The sequence below is a fragment of the Bradyrhizobium sp. LMG 9283 genome (genome assembly GCF_045571415.1).
Lineage (GTDB): Bacteria > Pseudomonadota > Alphaproteobacteria > Rhizobiales > Xanthobacteraceae > Bradyrhizobium.
This window is the reverse complement of the sequence record NZ_CP120691.1, coordinates 6,150,326-6,171,744: the sequence shown is the minus strand read 5'-3', so window position 1 is coordinate 6,171,744 and position 21,419 is coordinate 6,150,326. Positions and strand designations below refer to the sequence as shown.

General features: G+C 63.9%; 22 protein-coding genes. 20 read left to right on the top strand and 2 right to left on the bottom strand.

What is annotated here, in order from left to right; genetic code table 11:
* The first annotated feature begins 142 nt into the window (after positions 1–142).
* The 6 genes from P6U29_RS29105 (at position 143) to P6U29_RS29080 (ending at position 7,970) form a co-directional block, all read left to right on the top strand.
* Positions 143–400 (top strand): DUF6489 family protein, encoded by a 258-nt coding sequence (locus P6U29_RS29105; RefSeq protein ID WP_407113786.1) that lies wholly within the window; start codon positions 143–145, stop codon positions 398–400.
* Positions 400–1,200, top strand: coding sequence for an esterase/lipase family protein (locus P6U29_RS29100; protein ID WP_407113784.1), 801 nt, complete (start codon positions 400–402; stop codon positions 1,198–1,200). The genes P6U29_RS29105 and P6U29_RS29100 overlap by 1 nt, the downstream gene beginning before the upstream one ends.
* Before the next feature lie 48 nt (positions 1,201–1,248).
* Positions 1,249–2,799, top strand: coding sequence for a wax ester/triacylglycerol synthase family O-acyltransferase (locus P6U29_RS29095; protein WP_407113782.1), 1,551 nt, complete (start codon positions 1,249–1,251; stop codon positions 2,797–2,799).
* A gap of 10 nt (positions 2,800–2,809) precedes the next feature.
* Positions 2,810–3,805 (top strand): alpha/beta fold hydrolase, encoded by a 996-nt coding sequence (locus P6U29_RS29090; protein ID WP_407113780.1) that lies wholly within the window; start codon positions 2,810–2,812, stop codon positions 3,803–3,805.
* Positions 3,806–3,922: 117 nt separating this feature from the next.
* Positions 3,923–7,159, top strand: coding sequence for a bifunctional cytochrome P450/NADPH--P450 reductase (locus P6U29_RS29085; RefSeq protein ID WP_407113778.1), 3,237 nt, complete (start codon positions 3,923–3,925; stop codon positions 7,157–7,159).
* A 133-nt stretch (positions 7,160–7,292) separates the two neighbouring features.
* A complete protein-coding gene (locus P6U29_RS29080) occupies positions 7,293–7,970 on the top strand; it encodes a spermidine synthase (protein WP_407113776.1) in 678 nt (225 codons plus the stop codon).
* Between the two features lie 16 nt (positions 7,971–7,986).
* Here the strand turns inward: P6U29_RS29080 and P6U29_RS29075 are convergent, their stop codons facing one another.
* Together P6U29_RS29075 and P6U29_RS29070 are read right to left on the bottom strand one after the other, a co-directional pair.
* The gene (locus P6U29_RS29075; RefSeq protein WP_407113774.1) at positions 7,987–8,451 is read right to left on the bottom strand and encodes a nuclear transport factor 2 family protein; all 465 of its coding nucleotides are present in this window, start codon (positions 8,449–8,451) and stop codon (positions 7,987–7,989) included.
* Positions 8,452–8,579: 128 nt separating this feature from the next.
* Positions 8,580–9,494 carry an alpha/beta fold hydrolase gene (locus tag P6U29_RS29070; RefSeq protein ID WP_407113772.1) on the bottom strand — a complete coding sequence of 305 codons (915 nt, stop codon included), beginning with the start codon at positions 9,492–9,494 and terminating at the stop codon, positions 8,580–8,582.
* 162 nt (positions 9,495–9,656) lie between these two features.
* Between P6U29_RS29070 and P6U29_RS29065 the strand changes: the two genes are divergently transcribed.
* The 14 genes from P6U29_RS29065 (at position 9,657) to paaK (ending at position 21,371) form a co-directional block, all read left to right on the top strand.
* Positions 9,657–10,037 carry a hypothetical protein gene (locus tag P6U29_RS29065; RefSeq protein ID WP_027571221.1) on the top strand — a complete coding sequence of 127 codons (381 nt, stop codon included), beginning with the start codon at positions 9,657–9,659 and terminating at the stop codon, positions 10,035–10,037.
* Positions 10,034–11,116 carry an alpha/beta fold hydrolase gene (locus P6U29_RS29060; protein ID WP_407113770.1) on the top strand — a complete coding sequence of 361 codons (1,083 nt, stop codon included), beginning with the start codon at positions 10,034–10,036 and terminating at the stop codon, positions 11,114–11,116. Before P6U29_RS29065 ends, P6U29_RS29060 begins: the two co-directional genes overlap by 4 nt.
* Complete coding sequence (locus P6U29_RS29055; RefSeq protein WP_407113769.1) at positions 11,113–11,706, top strand: GNAT family N-acetyltransferase; 594 nt, start codon at positions 11,113–11,115, stop codon at positions 11,704–11,706. Before P6U29_RS29060 ends, P6U29_RS29055 begins: the two co-directional genes overlap by 4 nt.
* 221 nt (positions 11,707–11,927) lie before the next feature.
* Positions 11,928–12,380, top strand: a complete 453-nt coding sequence (locus P6U29_RS29050) for a phasin (RefSeq protein WP_407113767.1) — start codon at positions 11,928–11,930, stop codon at positions 12,378–12,380.
* Positions 12,381–12,511: 131 nt separating this feature from the next.
* Positions 12,512–13,798, top strand: coding sequence for a DUF445 domain-containing protein (locus P6U29_RS29045; RefSeq protein WP_407113765.1), 1,287 nt, complete (start codon positions 12,512–12,514; stop codon positions 13,796–13,798).
* A 192-nt stretch (positions 13,799–13,990) separates the two neighbouring features.
* Complete coding sequence (locus P6U29_RS29040) at positions 13,991–14,761, top strand: esterase/lipase family protein (protein WP_407113763.1); 771 nt, start codon at positions 13,991–13,993, stop codon at positions 14,759–14,761.
* 94 nt (positions 14,762–14,855) lie between these two features.
* The gene (gene paaX / locus P6U29_RS29035; RefSeq protein ID WP_407113761.1) at positions 14,856–15,722 is read left to right on the top strand and encodes a phenylacetic acid degradation operon negative regulatory protein PaaX; all 867 of its coding nucleotides are present in this window, start codon (positions 14,856–14,858) and stop codon (positions 15,720–15,722) included.
* A 76-nt stretch (positions 15,723–15,798) separates the two neighbouring features.
* Positions 15,799–16,791: a 1,2-phenylacetyl-CoA epoxidase subunit PaaA gene (paaA, locus tag P6U29_RS29030; RefSeq protein WP_407113759.1), complete on the top strand. Its 993-nt coding sequence runs from the start codon at positions 15,799–15,801 to the stop codon at positions 16,789–16,791.
* A gap of 10 nt (positions 16,792–16,801) precedes the next feature.
* On the top strand, positions 16,802–17,089 hold the full coding sequence (gene paaB, locus P6U29_RS29025) for a 1,2-phenylacetyl-CoA epoxidase subunit PaaB (RefSeq protein ID WP_008136594.1): 288 nt from the start codon (positions 16,802–16,804) through the stop codon (positions 17,087–17,089).
* Positions 17,089–17,865: a 1,2-phenylacetyl-CoA epoxidase subunit PaaC gene (gene paaC / locus P6U29_RS29020; protein ID WP_407113755.1), complete on the top strand. Its 777-nt coding sequence runs from the start codon at positions 17,089–17,091 to the stop codon at positions 17,863–17,865. Before paaB ends, paaC begins: the two co-directional genes overlap by 1 nt.
* Complete coding sequence (paaD, locus tag P6U29_RS29015) at positions 17,859–18,362, top strand: 1,2-phenylacetyl-CoA epoxidase subunit PaaD (RefSeq protein WP_407113753.1); 504 nt, start codon at positions 17,859–17,861, stop codon at positions 18,360–18,362. Before paaC ends, paaD begins: the two co-directional genes overlap by 7 nt.
* 2 nt (positions 18,363–18,364) lie before the next feature.
* Complete coding sequence (gene paaE, locus P6U29_RS29010; protein WP_407113751.1) at positions 18,365–19,447, top strand: 1,2-phenylacetyl-CoA epoxidase subunit PaaE; 1,083 nt, start codon at positions 18,365–18,367, stop codon at positions 19,445–19,447.
* A 102-nt stretch (positions 19,448–19,549) separates the two neighbouring features.
* Positions 19,550–19,999 (top strand): hydroxyphenylacetyl-CoA thioesterase PaaI, encoded by a 450-nt coding sequence (gene paaI, locus P6U29_RS29005; protein ID WP_407113750.1) that lies wholly within the window; start codon positions 19,550–19,552, stop codon positions 19,997–19,999.
* A 40-nt stretch (positions 20,000–20,039) separates the two neighbouring features.
* Positions 20,040–21,371, top strand: a complete 1,332-nt coding sequence (gene paaK / locus P6U29_RS29000; RefSeq protein ID WP_407113748.1) for a phenylacetate--CoA ligase PaaK — start codon at positions 20,040–20,042, stop codon at positions 21,369–21,371.
* Positions 21,372–21,419: the final 48 nt, after the last annotated feature.

Below are 21,419 nucleotides of genomic sequence, written 5' to 3'. Positions count from 1 at the left end.
GAAGACCGCACCTTTCGACTTTGGTTGACCATACCGGCTGTTTGCTGGACCGGGCATGTCGGGCCGGCATCAGGTCGCTTGCGTTGCACCACAACTCGCGGCGATACTCCGACAGGTCGTTCGAATCTCATCTGGAGGGGACATGAAGGTTAACATCGAAATCGACTGCACCCCCCTCGAGGCCCGCCAGTTCTTCGGATTGCCCGACGTGGCGCCGATGCAGACGGCGGTGATGGAGAAGCTGCAGCAGCAGGTCCTCAGCAACATCGAGAAGGTCTCGCCGGAATCGCTGATCCAGAGCTGGTTCACCTTCGATCCCAAAATCGCCGAGCGGTTTCAGGACATGTTCGTTGCGATGGCCGGCCTCGGCAGCACGCGCAGCGGCGACAAGAAGAAATAGTGCAAGCCGGGCGGAACGGGGTGCAGGATCCAGGCCGGCTTCGTCCGCCAGCTCTCGGCCTGCTGCTGGCCGAAGCCCGTGGACTGTTCGAGCTCAATGCGAGCCTGCTGCTCTCGCCGCTCCTGATGCGTGCACCAAGGGGCGACGGCCATCCGGTGCTGGCGCTGCCGGGCTTTCTCGCCAGCGACCTTTCGATGGTGCCGCTGCGGCGTTATCTCAGCGAGCTCGGTTATGAGGCACATGCCTGGCGGATGGGCCGCAATCTCGGCGGGCTCGGGCGGATGCGGGATTCGCTGCGCACCCGTTTGACCGAAATCCATGCCGCCACGGGATGCAAGGTCAGCCTGGTCGGATGGAGCTTAGGGGGCGTCTATGCCCGAGATCTCGCGCTTTGGGCGCCCGATAAGGTCCGCTATGTCATCACGCTCGGCAGCCCCTTTGCCAACGATGTGCGGGCGACCAACGCCACGCGGCTCTACGAGGCGCTGTCCGGCGAGAGAGTGGAGGATTTTGCGGAAGCACGCGGGGCGATTGCCGGCGATCTGCCGGTGCCGGCGATGTCGATCTATTCGCGGGCCGACGGTGTCGTAAACTGGCGGACCTGTCTGCTCCGCCCCTCCGAGCGAGCCGAGAACATCGAGGTGCATCTGGCGAGCCATATCGGGCTCGGCGTGAACCCCGCGGTGCTGTGGGCCGTGGCGGACCGCCTGGCGCAACCGGAGGGAGAGTTCTGGCCATTTGACCGGGCAGGGCCGTTTGCCATTGCATATGCCCCGCCGGAGCGGGCAGTATCGGCCTGACGAGAAGTGCCGCGCAAGGCGCCCGTCACATTTTGCGGGAGGGGAATTATGGCTGACGGTAAGAAGCTGTCGTCGCTGGATGCATCGTTTCTCTATCTGGAAACGCCTGAGATGCCGATGCACGTCGGCAGTATGGCGATCTTTCGCCTGCCCGACGACTACAAGGGCGACTTCTTCGAAGACTTCAAGGCGATGATCGTCTCGCGCCTGCACATCGCGCCGATCCTCAAAGCGCGGCTGGAGAAGGCGCCGCTCGACATCGATCATCCCTCCTGGGTCGAGGACGATCAGTTCGATATCGATCGTCACATCTTCCGTGCCAGCCTGCCGCAGCCGCGCGACCGCGCCACGCTCGAGCGCATCGTCGGTTGGATGCATGCCAAGCTCCTGAACCGCGCCCGCCCGCTCTGGGAGTTCTACGTGTTCGAGGGCATGAAGGACAACGAGGTCGGTCTCTATTCCAAGATGCACCATGCTGCCATCGATGGCGGCGCCGGTGCCGCGCTGACCAACATGATCTACGACATCTCGCCGATCCCACGAAAGGTCGAGCCGCCGACGGGCGGAGCCAAGCCTGGGCAGGAACCGCGCGACATCGCCGCCAACCTGCTGGATTCCTATCAGCAGCTGTTCAGTCAGCCACTCGATGCTTCGCAAGCGGCAAAGAACCTGCAACTGCCGCGCACGGGCAAGAGCGACATCGGCTCGATTCTGTTCGACAATGCGATGTACCAGATCGAGAGCGCCGTTCGCTTCGCCGGCAACATCCCGACCGTGCTCAAGAGCGTGTCGGACGTGCTCGGCAAGGTCGCTGATCCCAAATCGCGCGAGAGCCTCGCCAGCATGGTGTCGCCGCCGACCATGCTCAACAAGACCATCTCGTCGGAGCGCAGCTTTGCCGGCGTGTCGATCCCGCTGTCGCGGGCGAAGGCGCTGGCCAAGCAGGCCGGCGGCAAGCTCAACGATGTGGTGCTGGCGCTCGCCTCCGGCGTGGTCCGCCGCTACCTCCTGCAATATGGCACGCTTCCGGCGAAATCCCTGACCGCCGCCGTGCCGATCTCGCTGCGCGAGGAAGGCAACACCGAGGCCAACAACCAGGTGTTCGGCATGATCTGTTCGATCGCGACCAACATCGCCGATCCCAAGGCGCGGCTGGAAGCGATCATCGCGCAATCGACCAAGTCCAAGGAGATGTCGCATCCCTTGCGCGCCTTGATGCCGCAGGTCTCCAACATCTCGATGCTGGGCGCGCCGATCATGGTGCAGATCCTGGCGCTGCTTTACAGTCGCTCGAATCTCCCCGACGTGCTGCCGCCGGCCGCCAACATCACCGTGTCCAACGTGCCCGGGCCGCGACAGACGCTCTATGCCGCGGGTGCCGAGCTATTGCACATCTTCCCGGTGTCGATCGCGACGCATGGGCAGGCGCTCAACATCACCGTGCAGAGCTATCGCGACCAACTCGATTTCGGCTTCATCGTCGGCGCCAACATCATTCCGCATGTGCAGGTGATGTGCGACATGCTGCTGGAGGAGTTTGCCGCACTGGAGGCCGCCTTTGCGCCGCCGGCGGCTGACGTCAAAGGCGCCGCGGAATAGGAAGTTCGCCATGATCGAGATGCCGCCGCTGAAGTTCGTGCAGACGAACGGAATCCGTATGGGCTATTACGAGGCCGGCCCGCAGAGCGACAAGCCGCCGATGGTGCTGTGCCATGGCTGGCCCGAGCTTGCCTTCTCCTGGCGCCACCAGATCAAGGCGCTGAGCGAATCCGGCATCCGCGTGATCGCGCCCGACCAGCGCGGCTATGGTGCGTCAGACCGGCCCGAGCCGGTTGAGGCCTACGACATCGAACACCTGACGGGTGACCTGGTCGGCCTGCTGGATCAACTGAAGATCGACAAGGCGATCTTCGTTGGTCACGATTGGGGTGGTTTCATCGTCTGGCAGATGCCGCTGCGGCACATCGATCGGGTGGCCGGCGTGGTCGGCATCAACACGCCACATACCAACCGGGCCTGGGCCGATCCGATCGAGCTGTTGCGCGCGCGCTTCGGCGAAAAGATGTACATCGTGCAATTCCAGGATCCCGCGCGCGAGCCGGACAGGATTTTCGGCAGCCGCGTCGAACAGACCTTCGATGCGTTCATGCGTAAGCCGGTGCCGCGCCCGGCCGACGCGCCGCCGGAGGAGGTGGTTGCCGGTGTCGGCGCTTCGCCGCGGCTCAATCTGGCATTTCCCCAGATGATTGCCGGTTATGACGCGAAGCATGATCCGCGTACGCCGATTTTGTCGCCGGAAGAGAAGAAAGTCTTCGTCGATACCTTCACCAGAACTGGCTTCACCGGCGGTATCAACTGGTACCGCAACATGTCGCGCAACTGGACGCGTGCCGAAGGGCTCGATCATACGGTCCGCGTGCCGTCGCTGATGATCATGGCCGAGAATGACGCGGTGTTGCCGCCGTCGTCCGCTGATGGCATGGAGAAGCTGATTCCCGACCTCGAGAAATATCTGGTGAAAGACAGCGGCCATTGGACGCAGCAGGAGAAGCCGGAAGAGGTCAGCGCCAAGCTGATCGAATGGCGTAGAAGGCGGTTTGGCTAGCTCGTCATTGCGAGCGAAGCGAAGCAATCCAGGAATGTGTCCACGGAGACACTCTGGATTGCTTCGTCGCAAGAGCTCCTCGCAATGACGAGGGTTACTGAGGGGGAAACGCTTTTAATGTCATCCAAGAACCGTCTGGACCCGATCCCGCAGCCGCCGACCAAGCCGGTGGTCGGCAACATGCTGTCGCTGGACTCGACGGCTCCGGTGCAGCACCTGACGCGGCTCGCCAAGGAGCTCGGACCGATCTTCTGGCTGGACATGATGGGTTCGCCGATCGTCATCGTCTCCGGCCACGATCTCGTCGACGAGCTGTCGGACGAGAAGCGCTTCGACAAGACGGTACGCGGTGCGCTGCGGCGCGTGCGTGCGGTCGGCGGTGACGGCCTGTTCACGGCCGATACCCGTGAGCCGAACTGGAGCAAGGCGCACAACATCCTGCTCCAGCCGTTCGGCAACCGCGCCATGCAGTCCTACCACCCGAGTATGGTCGACATCGCCGAGCAGCTCGTCCAGAAATGGGAGCGGCTCAACGCCGACGACGAGATCGACGTCGTCCATGACATGACCGCGCTGACGCTGGACACGATCGGCCTGTGCGGCTTCGACTACCGCTTCAATTCGTTCTACCGGCGCGACTACCACCCCTTCGTCGAGTCGCTGGTGCGCTCGCTCGAAACAATCATGATGACGCGCGGCCTGCCGTTTGAGCAGCTTTGGATGCAGAAGAGGCGCAAGACGCTCGCCGAAGACGTCGCCTTCATGAACAAAATGGTCGACGAGATCATCGCCGAGCGCCGCAAGAGCGCGGAGGGGATCGACGACAAAAAGGACATGCTGGCCGCGATGATGACCGGCGTCGACCGCTCGACCGGCGAGCAGCTCGACGACATCAACATCCGTTACCAGATCAACACGTTTCTGATTGCGGGCCATGAGACCACCAGCGGCCTGTTGTCCTACACGCTTTATGCGCTGCTCAAGCATCCGGACATTCTCAAGAAGGCCTATGACGAGGTCGACCGCGTCTTCGGTCCCGATGTCAATGCGAAGCCGACCTACCAGCAGGTGACGCAGCTCACCTACATCACCCAGATCCTCAAGGAGGCGTTGCGGCTGTGGCCGCCGGCACCGGCCTATGGCATCTCGCCGCTTGCGGACGAGACCATTGGCGGCGGCAAGTACAGGCTCAGAAAGGGCACGTTCGTCACCATCCTGGTAACGGCGCTGCATCGCGATCCCTCGGTTTGGGGCCCCAACCCGGATGCCTTCGATCCTGAGAACTTCAGCCGTGAGGCCGAAGCAAAGCGGCCGATCAATGCCTGGAAGCCGTTCGGCAACGGGCAGCGCGCCTGCATCGGCCGGGGCTTTGCCATGCACGAGGCGGCGCTGGCGCTCGGCATGATCCTGCAGCGCTTCAAGCTGATCGACCACCAGCGCTACCAGATGCATCTGAAGGAAACCCTGACCATGAAGCCGGAGGGCTTCAAGATCAAGGTGCGCCCACGCGCGGATCGCGAGCGCGGCGCCTATGGCGGGCCGATTGCGGCTGCATCCTCGGCGCCGAAGGCGCAGCGCAAGCCCACCGCGCGGCCCGGCCACAACACGCCGATGCTGGTGCTCTACGGCTCCAATCTCGGCACCGCCGAAGAGCTCGCGACGCGCATGGCGGACCTTGCTGAGATCAACGGTTTTGCCGTGCATCTCGGCGCGCTCGACGATTACGTCGGTAGATTGCCGCAGGAGGGCGGCGTGCTCATCATCTGCGCCTCCTACAATGGCGCGCCGCCCGATAATGCGACGCAGTTCGTCAAATGGCTCGGTGACGACCTGCCGAAGGATGCGTTCGCCGGCGTGCGCTACGCCGTGTTCGGTTGCGGCAACAGCGACTGGGCCGCAACCTATCAGTCGGTGCCGCGCTATATCGACGAGCAATTGTCGGCGCGTGGTGCGCGCGCGGTCTATCCGCGCGGCGAGGGCGATGCGCGCAGCGATCTCGACGGCCAGTTTCAGAAATGGTTCCCCGCGGCGGCGCAAGTCGCGACCAAGGAATTCGGCATCGACTGGAATTTCACCCGCACTGCGGAGGACGATCCGCTTTACGCGATCGAGCCCGTGGCGGTGACCGCCGTCAATGCCATCGTGGCCCAAGGCGGCGCGGTGGCGATGAAGGTGCTGGCCAATGACGAGCTGCAGAACAAGAGCGGGCCCAATCCGTCGGAGCGCTCGACGCGCCACATCGAGGTGCAGCTGCCGTCCAACATCAGTTATCGCGTCGGAGATCATTTGAGTGTGGTCCCGCGGAACGATCCGACGCTGGTGGACTCGGTCGCCCGCCGCTTCGGCTTCCTGCCGGCCGACCAGATCAGGCTTCAGGTCGCCGAAGGCCGGCGCGCGCAGTTGCCGGTCGGCGAGGCCGTGTCGGTCGGTCGCCTGCTCAGCGAATTCGTGGAGTTGCAGCAGGTGGCGACCCGCAAGCAGATCCAAATCATGGCCGAGCATACCCGCTGCCCGGTCACCAAGCCGAAGCTGCTAGGCTTCGTCGGCGAGGAGCCTGAAACGCTCGAGCGGTACCGCACCGAGATTTTGTCCAGGCACAGGTCGGTATTCAACCTGCTGCTCGAATATCCCGCCTGCGAATTGCCGTTTCACGCCTATCTGGAAATGCTCTCGCTACTGGCGCCGCGCTATTACTCGATCTCGTCGTCGCCCTCGGTCGACCCGGCGCGATGCAGCGTCACGGTCGGCGTGGTCGAGGGACCGGCCGCCTCCGGGCGCGGTGTCTACAAGGGCATCTGCTCGAACTATCTCGCCAACCGTCGCGCGGGCGATACGATCTACGCCACTGTGCGCGAGACCAAGGCGGGCTTCCGGCTGCCCGATGATCCATCCGTGCCGATCATCATGATCGGGCCTGGCACGGGACTCGCGCCGTTCCGCGGCTTCCTTCAGGAGCGCGCGGCGCGCAAGGCCAAGGGCGCCACGCTCGGTCCGGCCATGCTGTTCTTCGGCTGCCGGCATCCCGATCAGGATTTTCTCTATGCCGACGAGCTGAAAGCGTTGGCGGTGGGCGGCATCGCGGAGCTCTTCACCGCATTCTCGCGCGCGGACGGACCGAAGACCTATGTGCAGCATGTGCTCGCTGCGCAGAAGGACAAAGTCTGGCCGCTGATCGAGCAGGGCGCGATCATCTATATCTGCGGGGACGGCGGCAAGATGGAGCCCGATGTGAAGGCGGCGCTGGTCGCGATCCACCGCGAGAAGAGCGGCAGCGATGCCGCCGGGGGGGCGCGCTGGATCGAGGAGATGGGGACGAAGAACCGCTATGTTCTAGATGTCTGGGCGGGCGGGTAACCCAACCCGCGCTCTTGTAGCCCGCATGGAGCGCAGCGAAATCCGGGATCTGCCACAGAGGGAGCAATCCCGGAGTACGCTTCGCTCCATCCGGGCTACGAAGCGGCGAAGCAAATCGTGCTAAAGCTCCTCCATGATTCCCTGGGAAAAACTCGACACAGCCAAAATCCCCGGCTCCGACGAGGAGCTCCGCCTGATGCGGCGGGGCAAAGAGTTCTCCATCAAGCTCGGCAGCAACGAGCTGATGAACAGCCGTCTGTCGGGCTCGGAAGCGGCGCTGGCAACGCTCGCGGCGAAGCAGATCGAGAAGGTCGCAGATCCCATCGTCCTCATCGGCGGCCTCGGCATGGGTTTTACGCTGCGCGCGGCGCTCGCCGTGCTCGGACCTGAGGCGAAGATCATAGTCTCCGAACTCGTGCCGGCGGTGGTCGCCTGGGCGCGCGGCCCGATGGCGGAAGTTTTCGGCGACAGTCTCGACGATGACAGGGTGAGCATCCGAGAGACCGACGTCGGCGAAATCATCCGTGCGCAGCGGTCGCGCTTCGACGCCATTCTCCTCGACGTCGACAACGGACCCGAAGGGCTGACCCGGAAGGGCAATGACGCGCTCTACAGTGCGAGCGGGTTACAGGCGGCGAAGACGGCGCTGCGGCCGGGAGGCGTGCTGGCCGTCTGGTCGTCGGGACCAAATCCTGCATTTACCAGGCGCGTTCGGACCGCCGGCTTCGATGTGAACGAAATCAACGTCCGCGCGACTGGCAGAGGCGGTGGCGCGCGCCACGTGATCTGGGTCGCGCGGAAGAGCTATTAGGCGTCACGCCGCAAAGCTAAAACATCGTATTGCCGTTCGCCGGATTTTCGGGAATCTCCTGAACGACGTCCCAGTGTTCGACGATCTTGCCGTTTTCCAGCTTGAAGATATCGACGATGGCGCGGCCTCTGGTGCCGGGCTCGCGAACGGAGTGGACGTGCAGGATGACGTAGTCGCCATCCACGAAGCTGCGCTTGATCTCGCTGTGCGACTTTGGAAATCTTTCGCGGAGGAAGCCGATGAACTTCCGGAAGCCGTCCGGACCATCTGCCGCATTTGGATTGTGCTGCACATAGCGGTTGCCGACATAAGCGAGGGCTGCATCGGCGTCCTTCTGATTGAGGCCCTTTTCGTAGAAGGCAAGCACGGCGGTGCGATTGGCTTCTTCCTGCGCGCTGCCGGCCATCGCGGCCCCGTTGCCGAGAGATAGCATGAGAATGGAAGCGACGATCATTGCCGCCGATCGGACGGTGGGATGCATGTGAGCTCCAAGAGGCCGCAGCCTCTATCTTGCAATTGAGGGAGGCTTGTATAGCTTTCGCGCCGGCTTCCGTTAAGACAGTAACCGGCAGCTCACATGGTCACCGCGGAGAGACCATCCGCGTCGATCTAGGCGGCCTGCACCGTCGCGCCATACGCATGCTTCTCGATGGCGCCGATGATTTCGGGCCAGAAGCGCATCGGCAGCGCATGGCCCATGCCCTCGATCATCAACAGCTTCGCGTTCGCAATCGACGCGGCCGTGTCCTTGCCGCCTTCGGGATGGACGAGCGGATCGACGGTGCCGTGAATGACGAGCGTCGGGGTCTTCACGGCGTGCAGCCGCTGCTTGCGGCTGCCGGAGGCAAGCACGGCGCGCAGCTGGCGGCCGACGCCGGCCGGATTGAGCCCGCGCGCGAACACGCGCTCGGCGCGGTCAGGATCGAGCGCTTCCTCTTCCGGGAAAGACCCGGCGCGCAGCAGCTTCCAGGTCTGGCCGAAGCGGGCGACGAATTCTTCCTTGCTGCGCGGCGGCGGCGCCATCAGCATCGCCGCGGCCTCGCGTGTCGGCGGCGGTAGGCGCGGATTGCCAGTGGTCGACATGATCGAGGTCAGCGAGCGCACGCGCTGCGGAAACGACAGCGTCACCTCCTGCGCGATCATGCCGCCCATGGATGCCCCGACCAGATGCGCCGACTTGATGCCGAGCGCATCCATCAGGCCGACCGTGTCCCTGGCCATATCGATCAGCTTGTAGGTTGCGGCCACGGGAATCCTGAGGAAGCGCAGCTTCAGCAGCTCGAGCGGCGTCAGGCGCTTGCCGCCCGTGAGATGGCTCGACTTGCCGATGTCGCGATTGTCGAAACGGATCACGCGGAAGCCGCGCGCGGCGAGCTGCTCGCAGAACGCATCGTCCCAATGGATCATCTGCGCCCCGAGCCCCATGATCAGCAGCAACGGTTCGGCATTGTCGTTGCCGAAAATCTCGTAACAGATGTCGATGCCGTTGGCGCGGACGGTCAGGGGCGGCTGATGGGCGGTCACGGGTCCCTCCTGCTGATCGATGCTGTATCGCACGGTTTCGTTCCGCGAAGAAGCCGCGTGCGCGACGCCGCGCCCGCTGCTTGCCGGTTGACCGGCACCTCGCAACGGTGTGGTATGGCGGGAAAAGAAGGGTGCAAAGCCCTCTACATTGGGAGGACGCTGATGACCGACAAGATCACCGATCCGGTCGCCTTGTGGCAGAAGATGGTTGGCGAGATGGAGAAGGGTTTCAACTCCTTCGCGACTAAGGCGATGGAGACGCCCGAATTTTCGCAAGCCATGAACCGCGCCGGCGGAGTTGCTGCAGGTGCTCAGAAGCAATTCGGCGATCTCATGGAGAAATACCTGCTCTCCATGAACCTGCCGAGCCGCGAGCAGATGACCGGTATCGCAGAGCGGCTCCAGTCGATCGAGGGCCAACTCGGCGAGATCAAGTCGATGCTGAGCCAGATGTCGGCCAACTCGGGTGCGCAGCAGGTCGGCGCCGCTCCGCGACCGCCGCGTACGAAACGTCCGCCCTCCGAAGGCGGAGACCAAAAATGAACGCACCGACGGGACTTGATTTCGCTGCGATACCGGAGCGCATCCAGTCCGAAGTGCAGCGCGCTATCATGCGCAGCATCAAGGGCGTCGAATATTTCTCGACCTCGGGCCCGTCGCTCGGCTCGACGCCCAAGGACGTGCTGCATTCGCGCGGCACGATGAGCCTTTATCACTACCGTCCTATGTCGGACGAAATCTATCGCGTGCCGGTGCTGATCGTGATGGCGACGACCAACCGCGGCTACATCCTCGATCTCGTGCCCGGTCAGAGCTTCATTGAGTTCCTGCTCAGGCGTGGCTACGACGTCTACATGCTGGACTGGAGCGCGCCGCGGCCGGAGGAGAAGAGCCTGCGGATGGACGATTATGTCCTCGATTTCATCCCGGACTGCATCCGCCGCGTGCAAGCCGATTCCGGCGAGCTGGACGTTTCCGTCATCGGCTATTGCTTCGGTGGCGTGCTGTCCTTGCTCTACGGTTCGATCCACCAGGACGGGCCGATGAAGAACCTGATCTGCTTCACCACGCCGATCGACTTCCGCGAGATGAAGCTGTTCTCAAATTTCTCCGACCGTCGCTATTTTGACGTCGACCATCTCGTCGACAGCGTCGGCAACGTGCCGCCGGAGATGATCCTGTCCTCGTTCGAGATGCTGCGTCCGGCCTCGCGTGCGGTGAGCCAGATCCAGCTCTGGGAGAACATCTGGAACGACGAGTTCGTGAAGTCCTACCGCATGTTCGACCGCTGGGCGACCGACACGCTGCCGCTGGCCGGCGAGTACTTCCGCGCTATCACCAAGGACCTGATGTGGGACAACAAGCTGTTCAACGACACCATGTCGGTCGGCGGTCGTGCGGCCAAGCTCGAGAACATCAAGGTGCCGATCCTGCATGCGGTCGCCGAGCACGATCACATCGTGCCCTATGACGCCGCCAAGCACCTGATCGCCAAGATCGGCTCGGCGGATAAGGAAGAGGTGATGCTGAAGGGCGGTCACGTCTCGCTCGTCGCGGGCGCCAACGCCGTGAAACGGCTGTGGCCGAAACTGGATTCCTGGTTGGGAAAGAGATCGACATGAGCGAGCAGCGTTCCTATCCGCGCCACGTCAAGACCGACGCCGGCGATATTGAGATCCGTCTGATGTCGCCCGCGGACGAAGCCGCGGTGCTGGCCTTCGGCAAGGGCCTGCCGACCCATGATCTGTTGTTCCTGCCCCGCAACATCAGCGAGCCGAAGGTGCTGTCGGCCTGGGTCAAGGAGATCGAGCGGGGGGCGATCACCAGCCTGCTCGCGGTGCGAGAGGGCAGGGTCGTCGGCTGCGGCACGCTGGTGCGCGATCCACACTCCTGGTCGCCCCATGTCGGTGAGATCCGCATGGTGATTTCGCCCGAGGTCCGCGGCAAGGGCGTGGGCAAGGCGCTGTCGCAGGAGACCTTTGCCCTCGCGCTCGGGGCGGGGCTGGAAAAGCTCTCGGTTCAGATGACCGTTGATCAGCAGGCGGCGATTGCCCTGTTCGAGAGCCTCGGCTTCAAGGCCGAAGCGCTGCTGCGGGACCATGTCCGGGACGTCGATGGCAAGACCCACGATATCGTCGTGCTCGGGCACAACATCGCGCAGGTCCGGGCTCAGATGGAGGCCTATGGGCTGCCAAGCGCCGTCCAGCATTAGGAGCGCTGTCCAGCACTAAGTCCGGATCGGGCCAATCCTTGGGACCAATTGGCTAGAGAGGCACCATGATGCCTCTCGTTGGGGGTGTTCACGATTTCGTGATATTGCACTGCAATAAGAATATTGCAATGCACAACTAACTCTGCCATATAAGCCGTGCCCCGGGCCAATGTGGACGGGGTGAGCCCATAGCTCAGACCAATGAGGATGGAGAGAACCCCATGACCACTGAAAATACCGCTTTCGAGGGCTTCAAGGACGCTTTCAAGAACATCCAGAACCTGGAAGTTCCCGAGGCCGCCCGCGAATTCGTCAAGAAGACTGCCAACACCGCCAAGGACCGTGCCGCCGAGGTGTTCGCTGGCTCCGAGCGCGTGACCGCCGCCGTCGAGAGCGCGGTGACCGAGTCCGTCACTGAAGCCGGCAAGATCAGCCGCAACATCCAGCAGGCGATCTATGAGGATGCCGAGGCGTTCTTCTCGGGTATCGACAAGCTCGCGTCCGCCAAGTCGATCAGCGAGGCCGTCGAGATCCAGTCGAGCCTGCTCCGCGCCCGTGGTGAAGTGTTCGTCTCGCGTGCCAAGGCGACCGCCGACTATCTCGGCAAGCTCGCCGCCAACGGTGCGAAGTCCGCTCAGGACAATTTCGCCAAGGTCTACAGCAAGACCGCCTGATCGGGCGCCTGAGTACAAACTGAAATTTGAGGCCCGCTTCGGCGGGCCTTTGTTTTTCGACCTCCTCCTCCGTCGTCATTCCGGGTTCGATGCTTCGCATCGTCCCGGAATGACGTAATCTCCAATTCACGATGGATGCCCCAGTCACCTTTTCCTTCGACACTCCCGGCGATGCCGAACGCGCGGCTGAGTTACGGCGCGTGAAAGCGCTGGCGACGCTGGTGCTGGCCTCGACGCTGGCGCTGTTCGTCGTCGCGAAATGGCTGCTGCCGGTGCATCCCGTGTTCGGCTTTATCGCGGCCTTCGCGGAAGCCGCGACCATCGGCGGGCTCGCCGACTGGTACGCCGTGGTCGCGCTGTTCAAGCGGCCGCTGGGCCTGCCGATCCCGCACACCGCGATCATCCAGAGCAATCAGGCCCGCATTGCCGACAAACTCGGCGAATTCATCCAGGTGCATTTCCTCGAGGCCGGTCCCGTCGAGGCCAAGCTGAAGGAGATCGATTTCGGCTTCTTCGTTGCCGACTGGCTGCGCGACCGCAAGCGCAGTGACGACCTCGCGCGCTTCGCGCTGCGCCTCCTGCCTGAGGCCGTCTCCGCGACCGAGACCTCGGGGCTGATGACGTTCATCATCCGCCGCCTGTCCTCGCAGCTCCAGGCGATCGACCTTGCGCCACTTGCGGCCGGCACTTTGCGCGGCTTCGTCGCGGAAGGCCGGCACCAGATCCTGTTCGACGATCTCTTGCGCGTGATGCACGAGACGTTGAATCAGAAAGAGACGATGGCGATGATCCGCGAGAAGGTGCGCGCGGAGTTGCCGACCCTGCTGCGGCTCTATCGCGCCGACAAGTTTCTGGTGAACAAGATCGTGGCTTCCGCCACTGCCTTCTTCAATGAGGTGCGCAGCGATCCCAAGCATCCGTTCCGCGGCGAGTTCGACCGCATGGTGCTGAGTTTCGTCGACCGGCTCGGCACCGATCAAGCCTATATCGACCGCATCGCCGGGCTGAAGCGGGATCTGCTCGCGCGTCCCGAGCTTGCCGATCTCGCCCGCACCGTCTGGGCCAACACGCGCTCCTTCATCGAGCGCAGTGCGAGCGGTGAGACGCAGGTGTTGCAGCATCATCTCGCCGGCATGTTCGTTGCGGCGGGCGAGGCGCTCGCCGGCGATGCCGAGCTGCGCGGCGAGATCAACAAGGGCTTGGTGACCGTGCTGCGCAGCTTCGTCGCCGACCAGAAGAGCGGCGTGTCCACCTTCATCTCCGACCAGGTCAAGGCGTGGAATATGACGCAGCTGATCTCGCTGATCGAAATCAACATCGGCCGCGACCTGCAATACATCCGGTTCAATGGTTCGCTGATCGGTGGGCTGGCAGGCCTTGCGCTTTACTCCGTAGAATTCCTGCTTCGATTGTTGTGACTTTTGCGTCACGGCCGTTAGCATTAACGCGCGGGCCTATTGTCGCCTCACGTCTCTCCCGCTTGAATGTCGGGAACCGGCCACTTAGCTGATTCATGTTGCGCTGCGGAACGTTCCACAAGCCGGCGTATTGGAATTCGTGCCCATTTGCCGGCATCGCGACCGGCGGCCTTCGTCCTAGGGGAAACATTGATGACCGCTACTGCCCAGACGCTGCGTCCGCCGTCCCGAGCCCTGATGTTTCTGGAGGGGCGCGCGATCCACGAGTTCGGCGCATTTCTCGGCGCGCTGCCGCTGCTGAGCCTTGCGCCGCGCGGCGATGGACATCCGGTGCTGGTGCTGCCCGGCCTCGTGGCTTCCGATGCGTCCACGCGCGCGCTGCGCGCGTTTCTGACCAGCAAGGGCTATGCGGTGAGCGGCTGGCGTCAGGGCCGCAATTACGGCCTGCGTCCGGGCGTTCAGCACGCGATGGTCGATCTGGTCCAGGAGCTCAGCGACAAGCATGGCCGCAAGATCAGCCTGGTCGGCTGGAGCCTCGGCGGGCTCTATGCGCGCCAGCTCGCCAAGATGATGCCGGAGCGCGTGCGCCAGGTGATCACGCTTGGCAGCCCCTTCGCCGGCGATCCGCGCTCGACCAACGCATGGCGGGTCTATGAATGGGCGAGCGGCCGCAAGGCCGACGAGGTCGATCCACGCTTCGGCGGCGAGCTCGCGGTGCCGCCACCGGTGCCGACCACCGCCATCTTCAGCCGCACCGACGGCATCTGTGCCTGGCAGGGCTGCATGGAAAAGACCGGCGCGCAGACCGAGAGCATCGAAGTCGAGAGCAGCCATTGCGGCATGGGTCATCATCCCGCCGTGGTTTATGCGGTCGCCGATCGCCTCGCACAGAAGGAAGGCCAGTGGCGCCCCTTCGACCGCAGCGGGTGGCGCAGCCTCGCCTATCCCGATCCGCACAGGTAGCTTCTTCGCCTCTCCCCGCGCCGCGGGGAGATGGAGAACTGGCGCGCCTCGCGCGGCATTGTCGCAGCCGCACCAAACGCGCTATGCCTCGCGCATGGCGCATCCGCTCTCCCGCATCATCGACCAGCTCAAGCGCGAGCCGTCGCGCACCGGCTCCATCGTCATCTCCGTTTTCGGCGATGCCATCGTGCCGCGCGGCGGCTCCGTGTGGCTCGGCACGCTCTTGGAATTCTTCGAAGGCCTGGACATCGATAGCGGCGTCGTCCGCACAGCGATGTCGCGCCTCGCGGCCGACGGCTGGCTGACGCGCGAAAAGGTCGGCCGCAACAGTTTTTATCGCTTGGCCGACAAGGGCCGGCAGACGTTTGAAGCGGCCACGCGCCACATCTACGATCCGCCGCCGTCCGACTGGACCGGGCGCTTCGAGCTGCTGCTGATCGGCAATGGCGAAGACCGCGACGCCTCGCGGGAAGCACTGCGCAATGCCGGCTTCGGCAGTCCGCTGCCGGGTGTGTGGGTCGCACCGTCGGGCGTGCCGGTGCCGGAGGAGGCTGGGGGCGCCATCCGTCTCGAAGTCTCGGCGGAGGATGACAGCGGACGTCGCCTGCTCAGCGCGAGCTGGCCGCTCGATCGTACCGCGGATGCCTACCTGAAATTCATGAAGACGTTCGAACCGCTGCGCGCCGCGATCGCGCGGGGTACGGCTTTGTCCGAGGCCGACGCTTTCACTGCACGGATCCTGCTGATCCACTACTACCGCCGCGTCGTGCTGCGCGACCCGCTGTTGCCCGAAGGCCTGCTACCGCCGGATTGGCCCGGCCGGGCGGCCCGCGAACTCTGCGGCGAGATTTATCGCGCGCTCCTCGTTCCATCGGAACAATGGCTCGACGGCCATGGAACTAATGAGAGGGGGCCATTGCCACCCGCGCGAAAGCTGCTGGAACGGAGGTTCGGCACCTGATCTATATGTTACAGAAATATCTTGCATGAACTAATTTCTGTTATATATTGTCTCCCAATAAATCGGGAGGATGCGCATGTATACCCAGGCGCTGAACACGGCCGAGACCGACGATCGCGGTCTGGAGGACGCAGGCAAAGCTGCGCAGTTCCAGGCCCGCATAGATGCCGAGGAGCGCATCGAGCCGAACGACTGGATGCCGGCGGCCTATCGCAAGACGCTCACCCGCCAGATCTCCCAGCACGCGCATTCCGAAATCGTGGGCATGCTGCCCGAAGGCAATTGGATCACCCGCGCGCCGACGCTGCGCCGCAAAGCGGCGCTGCTCGCCAAGGTGCAGGACGAGTGTGGGCACGGGCTCTATCTCTACGCGGCCGCCGAGACGCTCGGCACCTCGCGCGAGGAGCTCGTTGACGCCATGCTCGCGGGGAAAGCCAAATATTCTTCGATCTTCAATTATCCGACGCTGACCTGGGCCGACATCGGTACAATCGGCTGGCTGGTTGACGGCGCCGCGATCATGAACCAGATCCCACTGTGCCGTTGCTCTTACGGCCCCTATGCGCGCGCCATGATCCGCGTTTGCAAGGAGGAGTCGTTCCACCAGCGCCAGGGCTACGAGATCATGCTGACGCTGTGTCGCGGATCGGACGAGCAGAAGGCGATGGCGCAGGATGCGCTGAATCGCTGGTGGTGGCCGGTGCTGATGATGTTCGGCCCGCCCGATGCCACGAGCCAGCACAGCGACACCTCGACCAAGTGGAAGATCAAGCGCTTCTCCAATGACGAGCTGCGCCAGAAATTCGTCGATGCCACCGTGCCGCAGGCACAGTATCTCGGTCTCAGCATTCCCGACCCCGGCATGATTCAGGATGCGGACGGGCACTGGCGCTACAGCGAGATCGACTGGACCGAGTTCAAGCAGGTGCTCGCCGGCAACGGCCCGTGCAATCGCGACCGCATGGCCGCGCGCCGCAAGGCGCATGAGGAGGGTGCCTGGGTGCGCGAGGCGGCCGCCAGCTATGCCGCCAAGCGCGCCCAGCGTCAGACCGCGCAAGCCGCGGAATAGGGAGACTACGATGGCCACGCCGAACACGCCGCTGTGGGAAGTCTTCATTCGCAGCCGCAACGGGCTCGCGCACAAGCATGTGGGATCGCTGCATGCGAGCGACGCGACGATGGCGCTGCAGGCTGCCCGCGATATCTACACCCGTCGCGGCGAGGGCCTGTCGATCTGGGTCGTGCCGTCCACCGCCATCACCGCGAGCGATCCGGCCGAGAAGGGCATGATGTTCGAGCCGGCGGAGTCCAAGATCTACCGGCATCCGACGTTTTACGAAGTGCCCGAAGAAGTGGGGCACATGTGATGGCGGTCGCCAACATCCAGGTCTCCGAAACGCCACTGGTGCTCTACGCGCTGCGCCGCGCCGACGACGCGCTGATCCTCGGCCACCGGCTATCGGAATGGTGCGGACACGCGCCGATGCTGGAAGAGGACATGGCGCTCTCGAACATCGCGCTCGACCTCATCGGCCAGGCCCGCGAGCTCTACAGCTACGCGGCCAAGGCGGAGGGCAAGGACAACGACGAGGACAAGCTCGCCTATTTGCGCGACGTGCGGCAGTACCGGAACCTGCTGCTGGTCGAGCAGCCCAACGGAGACTTTGCCCAGACGCTGGTGCGGCAATTCTTCTACTCGGCCTTCGCCGACCTCTACTGGCGCACGATGATGAATTCGCGCGATGCGACGCTGGCGGCGATTGCCGCGAAATCGGAGAAGGAGAGCGCCTACCATCTGCGCCATGCCTCGGAGTGGATCATCCGGCTCGGCGACGGCACGGCCGAGAGCCGCGCCCGCGCGCAAGCTGCGATCGATCGCCTCTGGGCCTTCACCGGCGAGATGTTCGCTGTCGACGACAGCGAGCGCAGCCTGATCGATGCCGGCATCGCCGTCGATCCCGCGACCATGCGCGGTCGCTGGTTGAAGACGCTGTCCGATGTCGCCATTGAGGCCACGCTTGCACTGCCGCAGAACGACTGGATGCAGCAAGGCGGCCGCTCCGGCCGCCACAGTGAGCATCTCGGCCATCTTTTGTCCGAGCTGCAATCAATGCAACGCACCTTCCCGGGGCTGACATGGTGACGGTGCTCGACCGCGACAGCGAGTTGCGCCAGCGCGCCTGGGATGCCGTCGCGAGCGTGGTCGATCCCGAAATCCCGGTGTTGACCATCGCCGATCTCGGCGTGCTGCGTGATGTCGTTCTCGACGGCGACCACGTGGAGGTCGCGATCACGCCGACCTATTCGGGTTGCCCGGCGATGAACATGATCGCGCTCGAAATCGAGGTTGCGCTGGAGCGCGCCGGCTTCCATCAGCCAAAGGTGCGTACCGTGTTGTCCCCGGCCTGGACCACGGACTGGATGAGCGAGGAGGGGCGCGAGAAGCTGCGGGCGTACGGCATCGCGCCGCCGCAGGCCTCGAGCTCGCGCCGTGCTCTGTTCGGCGAACAGCGTGTCGCCTGCCCGCAATGCGGCTCGGACAGGACCGAGCTGCTGTCCGAGTTCGGCTCGACCTCCTGCAAGGCGCTGTGGCGCTGCATGTCCTGCCGCGAACCGTTTGATTATTTCAAGTGTCATTGACCATGTCAGCAGCCGCACCGCGTTTCCACCGCCTGACCGTCAACGACCTCCGCCGCGAGGCGTCCGACGCCGTCTCGATGTCGTTTGCCATTCCCGGCGAGCTCGCCGGCGACTACGCGTTCACGCCCGGACAGTACCTCACGCTTCGCACCACGCTCGACGGCGAAGAAGTGCGCCGCTCCTATTCGATCTGCTCTGGCCCTGATGACGGCGAGATCCGGATCGCCGTGAAGAAGGTCGATGGCGGCGCGTTTTCGAGCTGGGCGGCGGACGAGCTGAAATGCGGCGATGAGCTCGACGTGATGACGCCGACCGGGCGTTTTGGTGTGGTTCCGCCGGCAGATCGCGCGCGCATCCATGTCGGCTTCGCCGCCGGCTCGGGCATCACGCCGATCCTGTCGATCGTGAAGGGCGTGCTCGCGCGCGAGCCGGACAGCCGCTTCTTCCTGTTCTACGGCAACCGCACGACCGATAACATCATGTTCCTCGAAGCGCTCGAGGAGCTGAAGGATCGGTTCATCGATCGTCTTTCGATCTTTCACGTCATCTCCGGCGAGGAGCAGGACATCCCGATCCTGCATGGCCGGCTCGACGGCGACAAGGTGCGGGTGCTGCTCCGCTCGCTGGTACCGGCGGGAAGCGTCGACCACGTTTTCATCTGCGGTCCTTCAGGCATGAGCGAGGAAATCGAGGCGACCTGCCGCGATCTCAACATCGCGGACGATCGCATCCATGTCGAGCGCTTCGTCTCCGAATTCGGCGGCAGGCCGCGGCCGAAGAAGGCCGTTGCGCCCGACGCGCCGCCGAAGGCGATCGCCTCGCTGATCATCGACGGCAAGCGCCGCGACGTGCCGGTCGCCGCGGACGAGGCGATCCTCGATGCCGCGCTGCGCGCCGGGGTCGATCTGCCCTTCGCCTGCAAGGGCGGGATGTGCTCGACCTGCCGCGCCAAGCTGGTCGAGGGCGAGGCGCCGATGGACATCAACTATTCGCTGGAACCGTGGGAGCTCAAAGCCGGCTTCGTCCTGACTTGCCAGGCCAAGCCATCGTCCGAGCGGGTCGTGGTCGATTATGACCATGTCTGATCGGGCAGATCAGACCCAACGAATGCAAATGCATCGCAGTTATTTGACAGCTTGCGCCAACCAGCAGAACATCATGAGCAAGCATCTGGCCGGGAGAAGCGCGTGAACATCAAAGCCGCCCTGTCGCCTGAGGATATTTCCCGCGCCTGCGCCGAGGCGATGTGGGCTGAGGACGATGCTTCCAAAGGTCTCGGAATGGAGATCGTCGAGATCGGCCCGGGCTTTGCGACGCTCGCCATGACGGTGCGGCCGGACATGGTCAACGGCCAGCGCATCGCCCATGGCGGCTTCATCTTCACGCTGGCCGATTCCGCCTTCGCGTTCGCCTGCAATTCGCACAATGAGCGCGTGGTGGCGGCGCAGGGGCAGATCACCTTCATCAAGCCCGGCAGGCTCGGCGACCGCCTCATTGCGAAGGCGCGGGAGATCACCCGCGGCGGCCGCTCCGGCATCTACGACGTGCGTGTCACCGTGGGCGACACCGTTATCGCGGAATTCCGCGGGCATTCGCGTGTCATTCCGGGCACGTGGCTACCGGCGCAAGATCAATAAGACCAAAGAAGAAAAGAACAACCAATGAGGGGAAACGAGGATGGCTCTGACGAGGCTCAAGGAAGGTGCCAGTACCTATAGCGCCGAGATGGACGTGCAGGAGCGCGCCTCCCGCGACGAGATCATGGCGTTGCAGACGCAGCGGCTGGCCTGGTCGCTGAAGCACGCCTACGACAATGTCGCGCATTACCGCAAGGCCTTCGACGAGGCCGGCGTGCATCCGTCCGACTTTCGCGAGCTCTCCGACCTTGCCAAGTTTCCATTCACGGTGAAGACGGACCTGCGTGACAACTATCCCTTCAATATGTTCGCCGTGCCGCGCGAAAAGCTGGTGCGTATTCACGCCTCATCCGGCACGACGGGCAAGCCGATCGTGGTCGGCTACACCCAGCGCGACATCGACACCTGGTCCGAGGTGATGGCGCGCTCGATCCGAGCCGCCGGCGGCCGCACCGGCATGATCATCCACAACGCCTATGGCTATGGCCTCTTCACCGGCGGGTTAGGGGTGCACTACGGCGCGGAAAAGCTCGGCTGCACGGTGGTGCCGATCTCCGGCGGCATGACCGAGCGGCAAGTGCAGCTCATCAACGATTTCCGGCCCGACATCATCACGGTGACGCCGAGCTACATGCTGGCGATCCTCGACGAGTTCAAACGCCAGAAGCTCGATCCCCGCCAGTGCTCGCTCAAGATCGGCATCTTCGGCGCCGAGCCCTGGACCAACGCAATGCGCTCCGAGATCGAGGACGCCTTCGACATGGATGCGACCGACATCTACGGCCTGTCCGAGGTGATCGGTCCTGGCGTCGCGCAGGAGTGCATCGAGACCAAGGACGGCTTGCACATCTGGGAGGATCATTTCTATCCCGAGGTGATCAATCCCGAGACGGGTGCGGTGCTGCCAGATGGCGAGAAGGGTGAGCTGGTCTTCACCTCGCTCACCAAGGAAGCCTTTCCAGTGATCCGCTATCGCACCCGCGACCTGACGCGGCTGCTGCCGGGCACGGCGCGACCGGGCATGCGGCGGATGGAGAAGGTGACGGGGCGCTCCGACGATATGATCATCCTGCGCGGCGTCAACCTGTTCCCGACCCAGATCGAGGAAGTGCTGCTCGCGACCGACTGGTGCGGCGGCCACTTCATCCTCGAGCTCACCCGGGAAGGCCGCATGGACGAGCTCACCATCATCGCCGAGGCGCGGCCCGAAAGCTGGGACGGTCGCGGGCTCGTCGATCATGCGGACCGGATCTCGACCCACATCAAGAACACGATTGGCGTCAGTTCGAGGGTTCAGGTGGTCGCGCCGGCCACGCTGGAGCGCTCGCTTGGCAAGGCCAAACGCGTCTACGACAAGCGGCCCAAGGACTGACTTGACGGATTGACTTGACCGGCTCCAAAGGCGACAAGGCCCGCGAGA

Coding starts and splice junctions, on each gene's coding strand:
- P6U29_RS29060 (WP_407113770.1), top strand. CDS start 10,034: ATGAACGCACCGACGGGACTTGATTTCGCTGCGATACCGGAGCGCATC.
- P6U29_RS29085 (WP_407113778.1), top strand. CDS start 3,923: ATGTCATCCAAGAACCGTCTGGACCCGATCCCGCAGCCGCCGACCAAG.
- P6U29_RS29090 (WP_407113780.1), top strand. CDS start 2,810: ATGATCGAGATGCCGCCGCTGAAGTTCGTGCAGACGAACGGAATCCGT.
- paaD (WP_407113753.1), top strand. CDS start 17,859: ATGGTGACGGTGCTCGACCGCGACAGCGAGTTGCGCCAGCGCGCCTGG.
- paaK (WP_407113748.1), top strand. CDS start 20,040: ATGGCTCTGACGAGGCTCAAGGAAGGTGCCAGTACCTATAGCGCCGAG.
- P6U29_RS29045 (WP_407113765.1), top strand. CDS start 12,512: ATGGATGCCCCAGTCACCTTTTCCTTCGACACTCCCGGCGATGCCGAA.
- P6U29_RS29065 (WP_027571221.1), top strand. CDS start 9,657: ATGACCGACAAGATCACCGATCCGGTCGCCTTGTGGCAGAAGATGGTT.
- paaE (WP_407113751.1), top strand. CDS start 18,365: ATGTCAGCAGCCGCACCGCGTTTCCACCGCCTGACCGTCAACGACCTC.
- paaB (WP_008136594.1), top strand. CDS start 16,802: ATGGCCACGCCGAACACGCCGCTGTGGGAAGTCTTCATTCGCAGCCGC.
- P6U29_RS29105 (WP_407113786.1), top strand. CDS start 143: ATGAAGGTTAACATCGAAATCGACTGCACCCCCCTCGAGGCCCGCCAG.
- P6U29_RS29095 (WP_407113782.1), top strand. CDS start 1,249: ATGGCTGACGGTAAGAAGCTGTCGTCGCTGGATGCATCGTTTCTCTAT.
- P6U29_RS29075 (WP_407113774.1), bottom strand. CDS start 8,451: ATGCATCCCACCGTCCGATCGGCGGCAATGATCGTCGCTTCCATTCTC.
- P6U29_RS29040 (WP_407113763.1), top strand. CDS start 13,991: ATGACCGCTACTGCCCAGACGCTGCGTCCGCCGTCCCGAGCCCTGATG.
- paaX (WP_407113761.1), top strand. CDS start 14,856: ATGGCGCATCCGCTCTCCCGCATCATCGACCAGCTCAAGCGCGAGCCG.
- P6U29_RS29050 (WP_407113767.1), top strand. CDS start 11,928: ATGACCACTGAAAATACCGCTTTCGAGGGCTTCAAGGACGCTTTCAAG.
- P6U29_RS29080 (WP_407113776.1), top strand. CDS start 7,293: ATGATTCCCTGGGAAAAACTCGACACAGCCAAAATCCCCGGCTCCGAC.
- paaA (WP_407113759.1), top strand. CDS start 15,799: ATGTATACCCAGGCGCTGAACACGGCCGAGACCGACGATCGCGGTCTG.
- P6U29_RS29055 (WP_407113769.1), top strand. CDS start 11,113: ATGAGCGAGCAGCGTTCCTATCCGCGCCACGTCAAGACCGACGCCGGC.
- paaC (WP_407113755.1), top strand. CDS start 17,089: ATGGCGGTCGCCAACATCCAGGTCTCCGAAACGCCACTGGTGCTCTAC.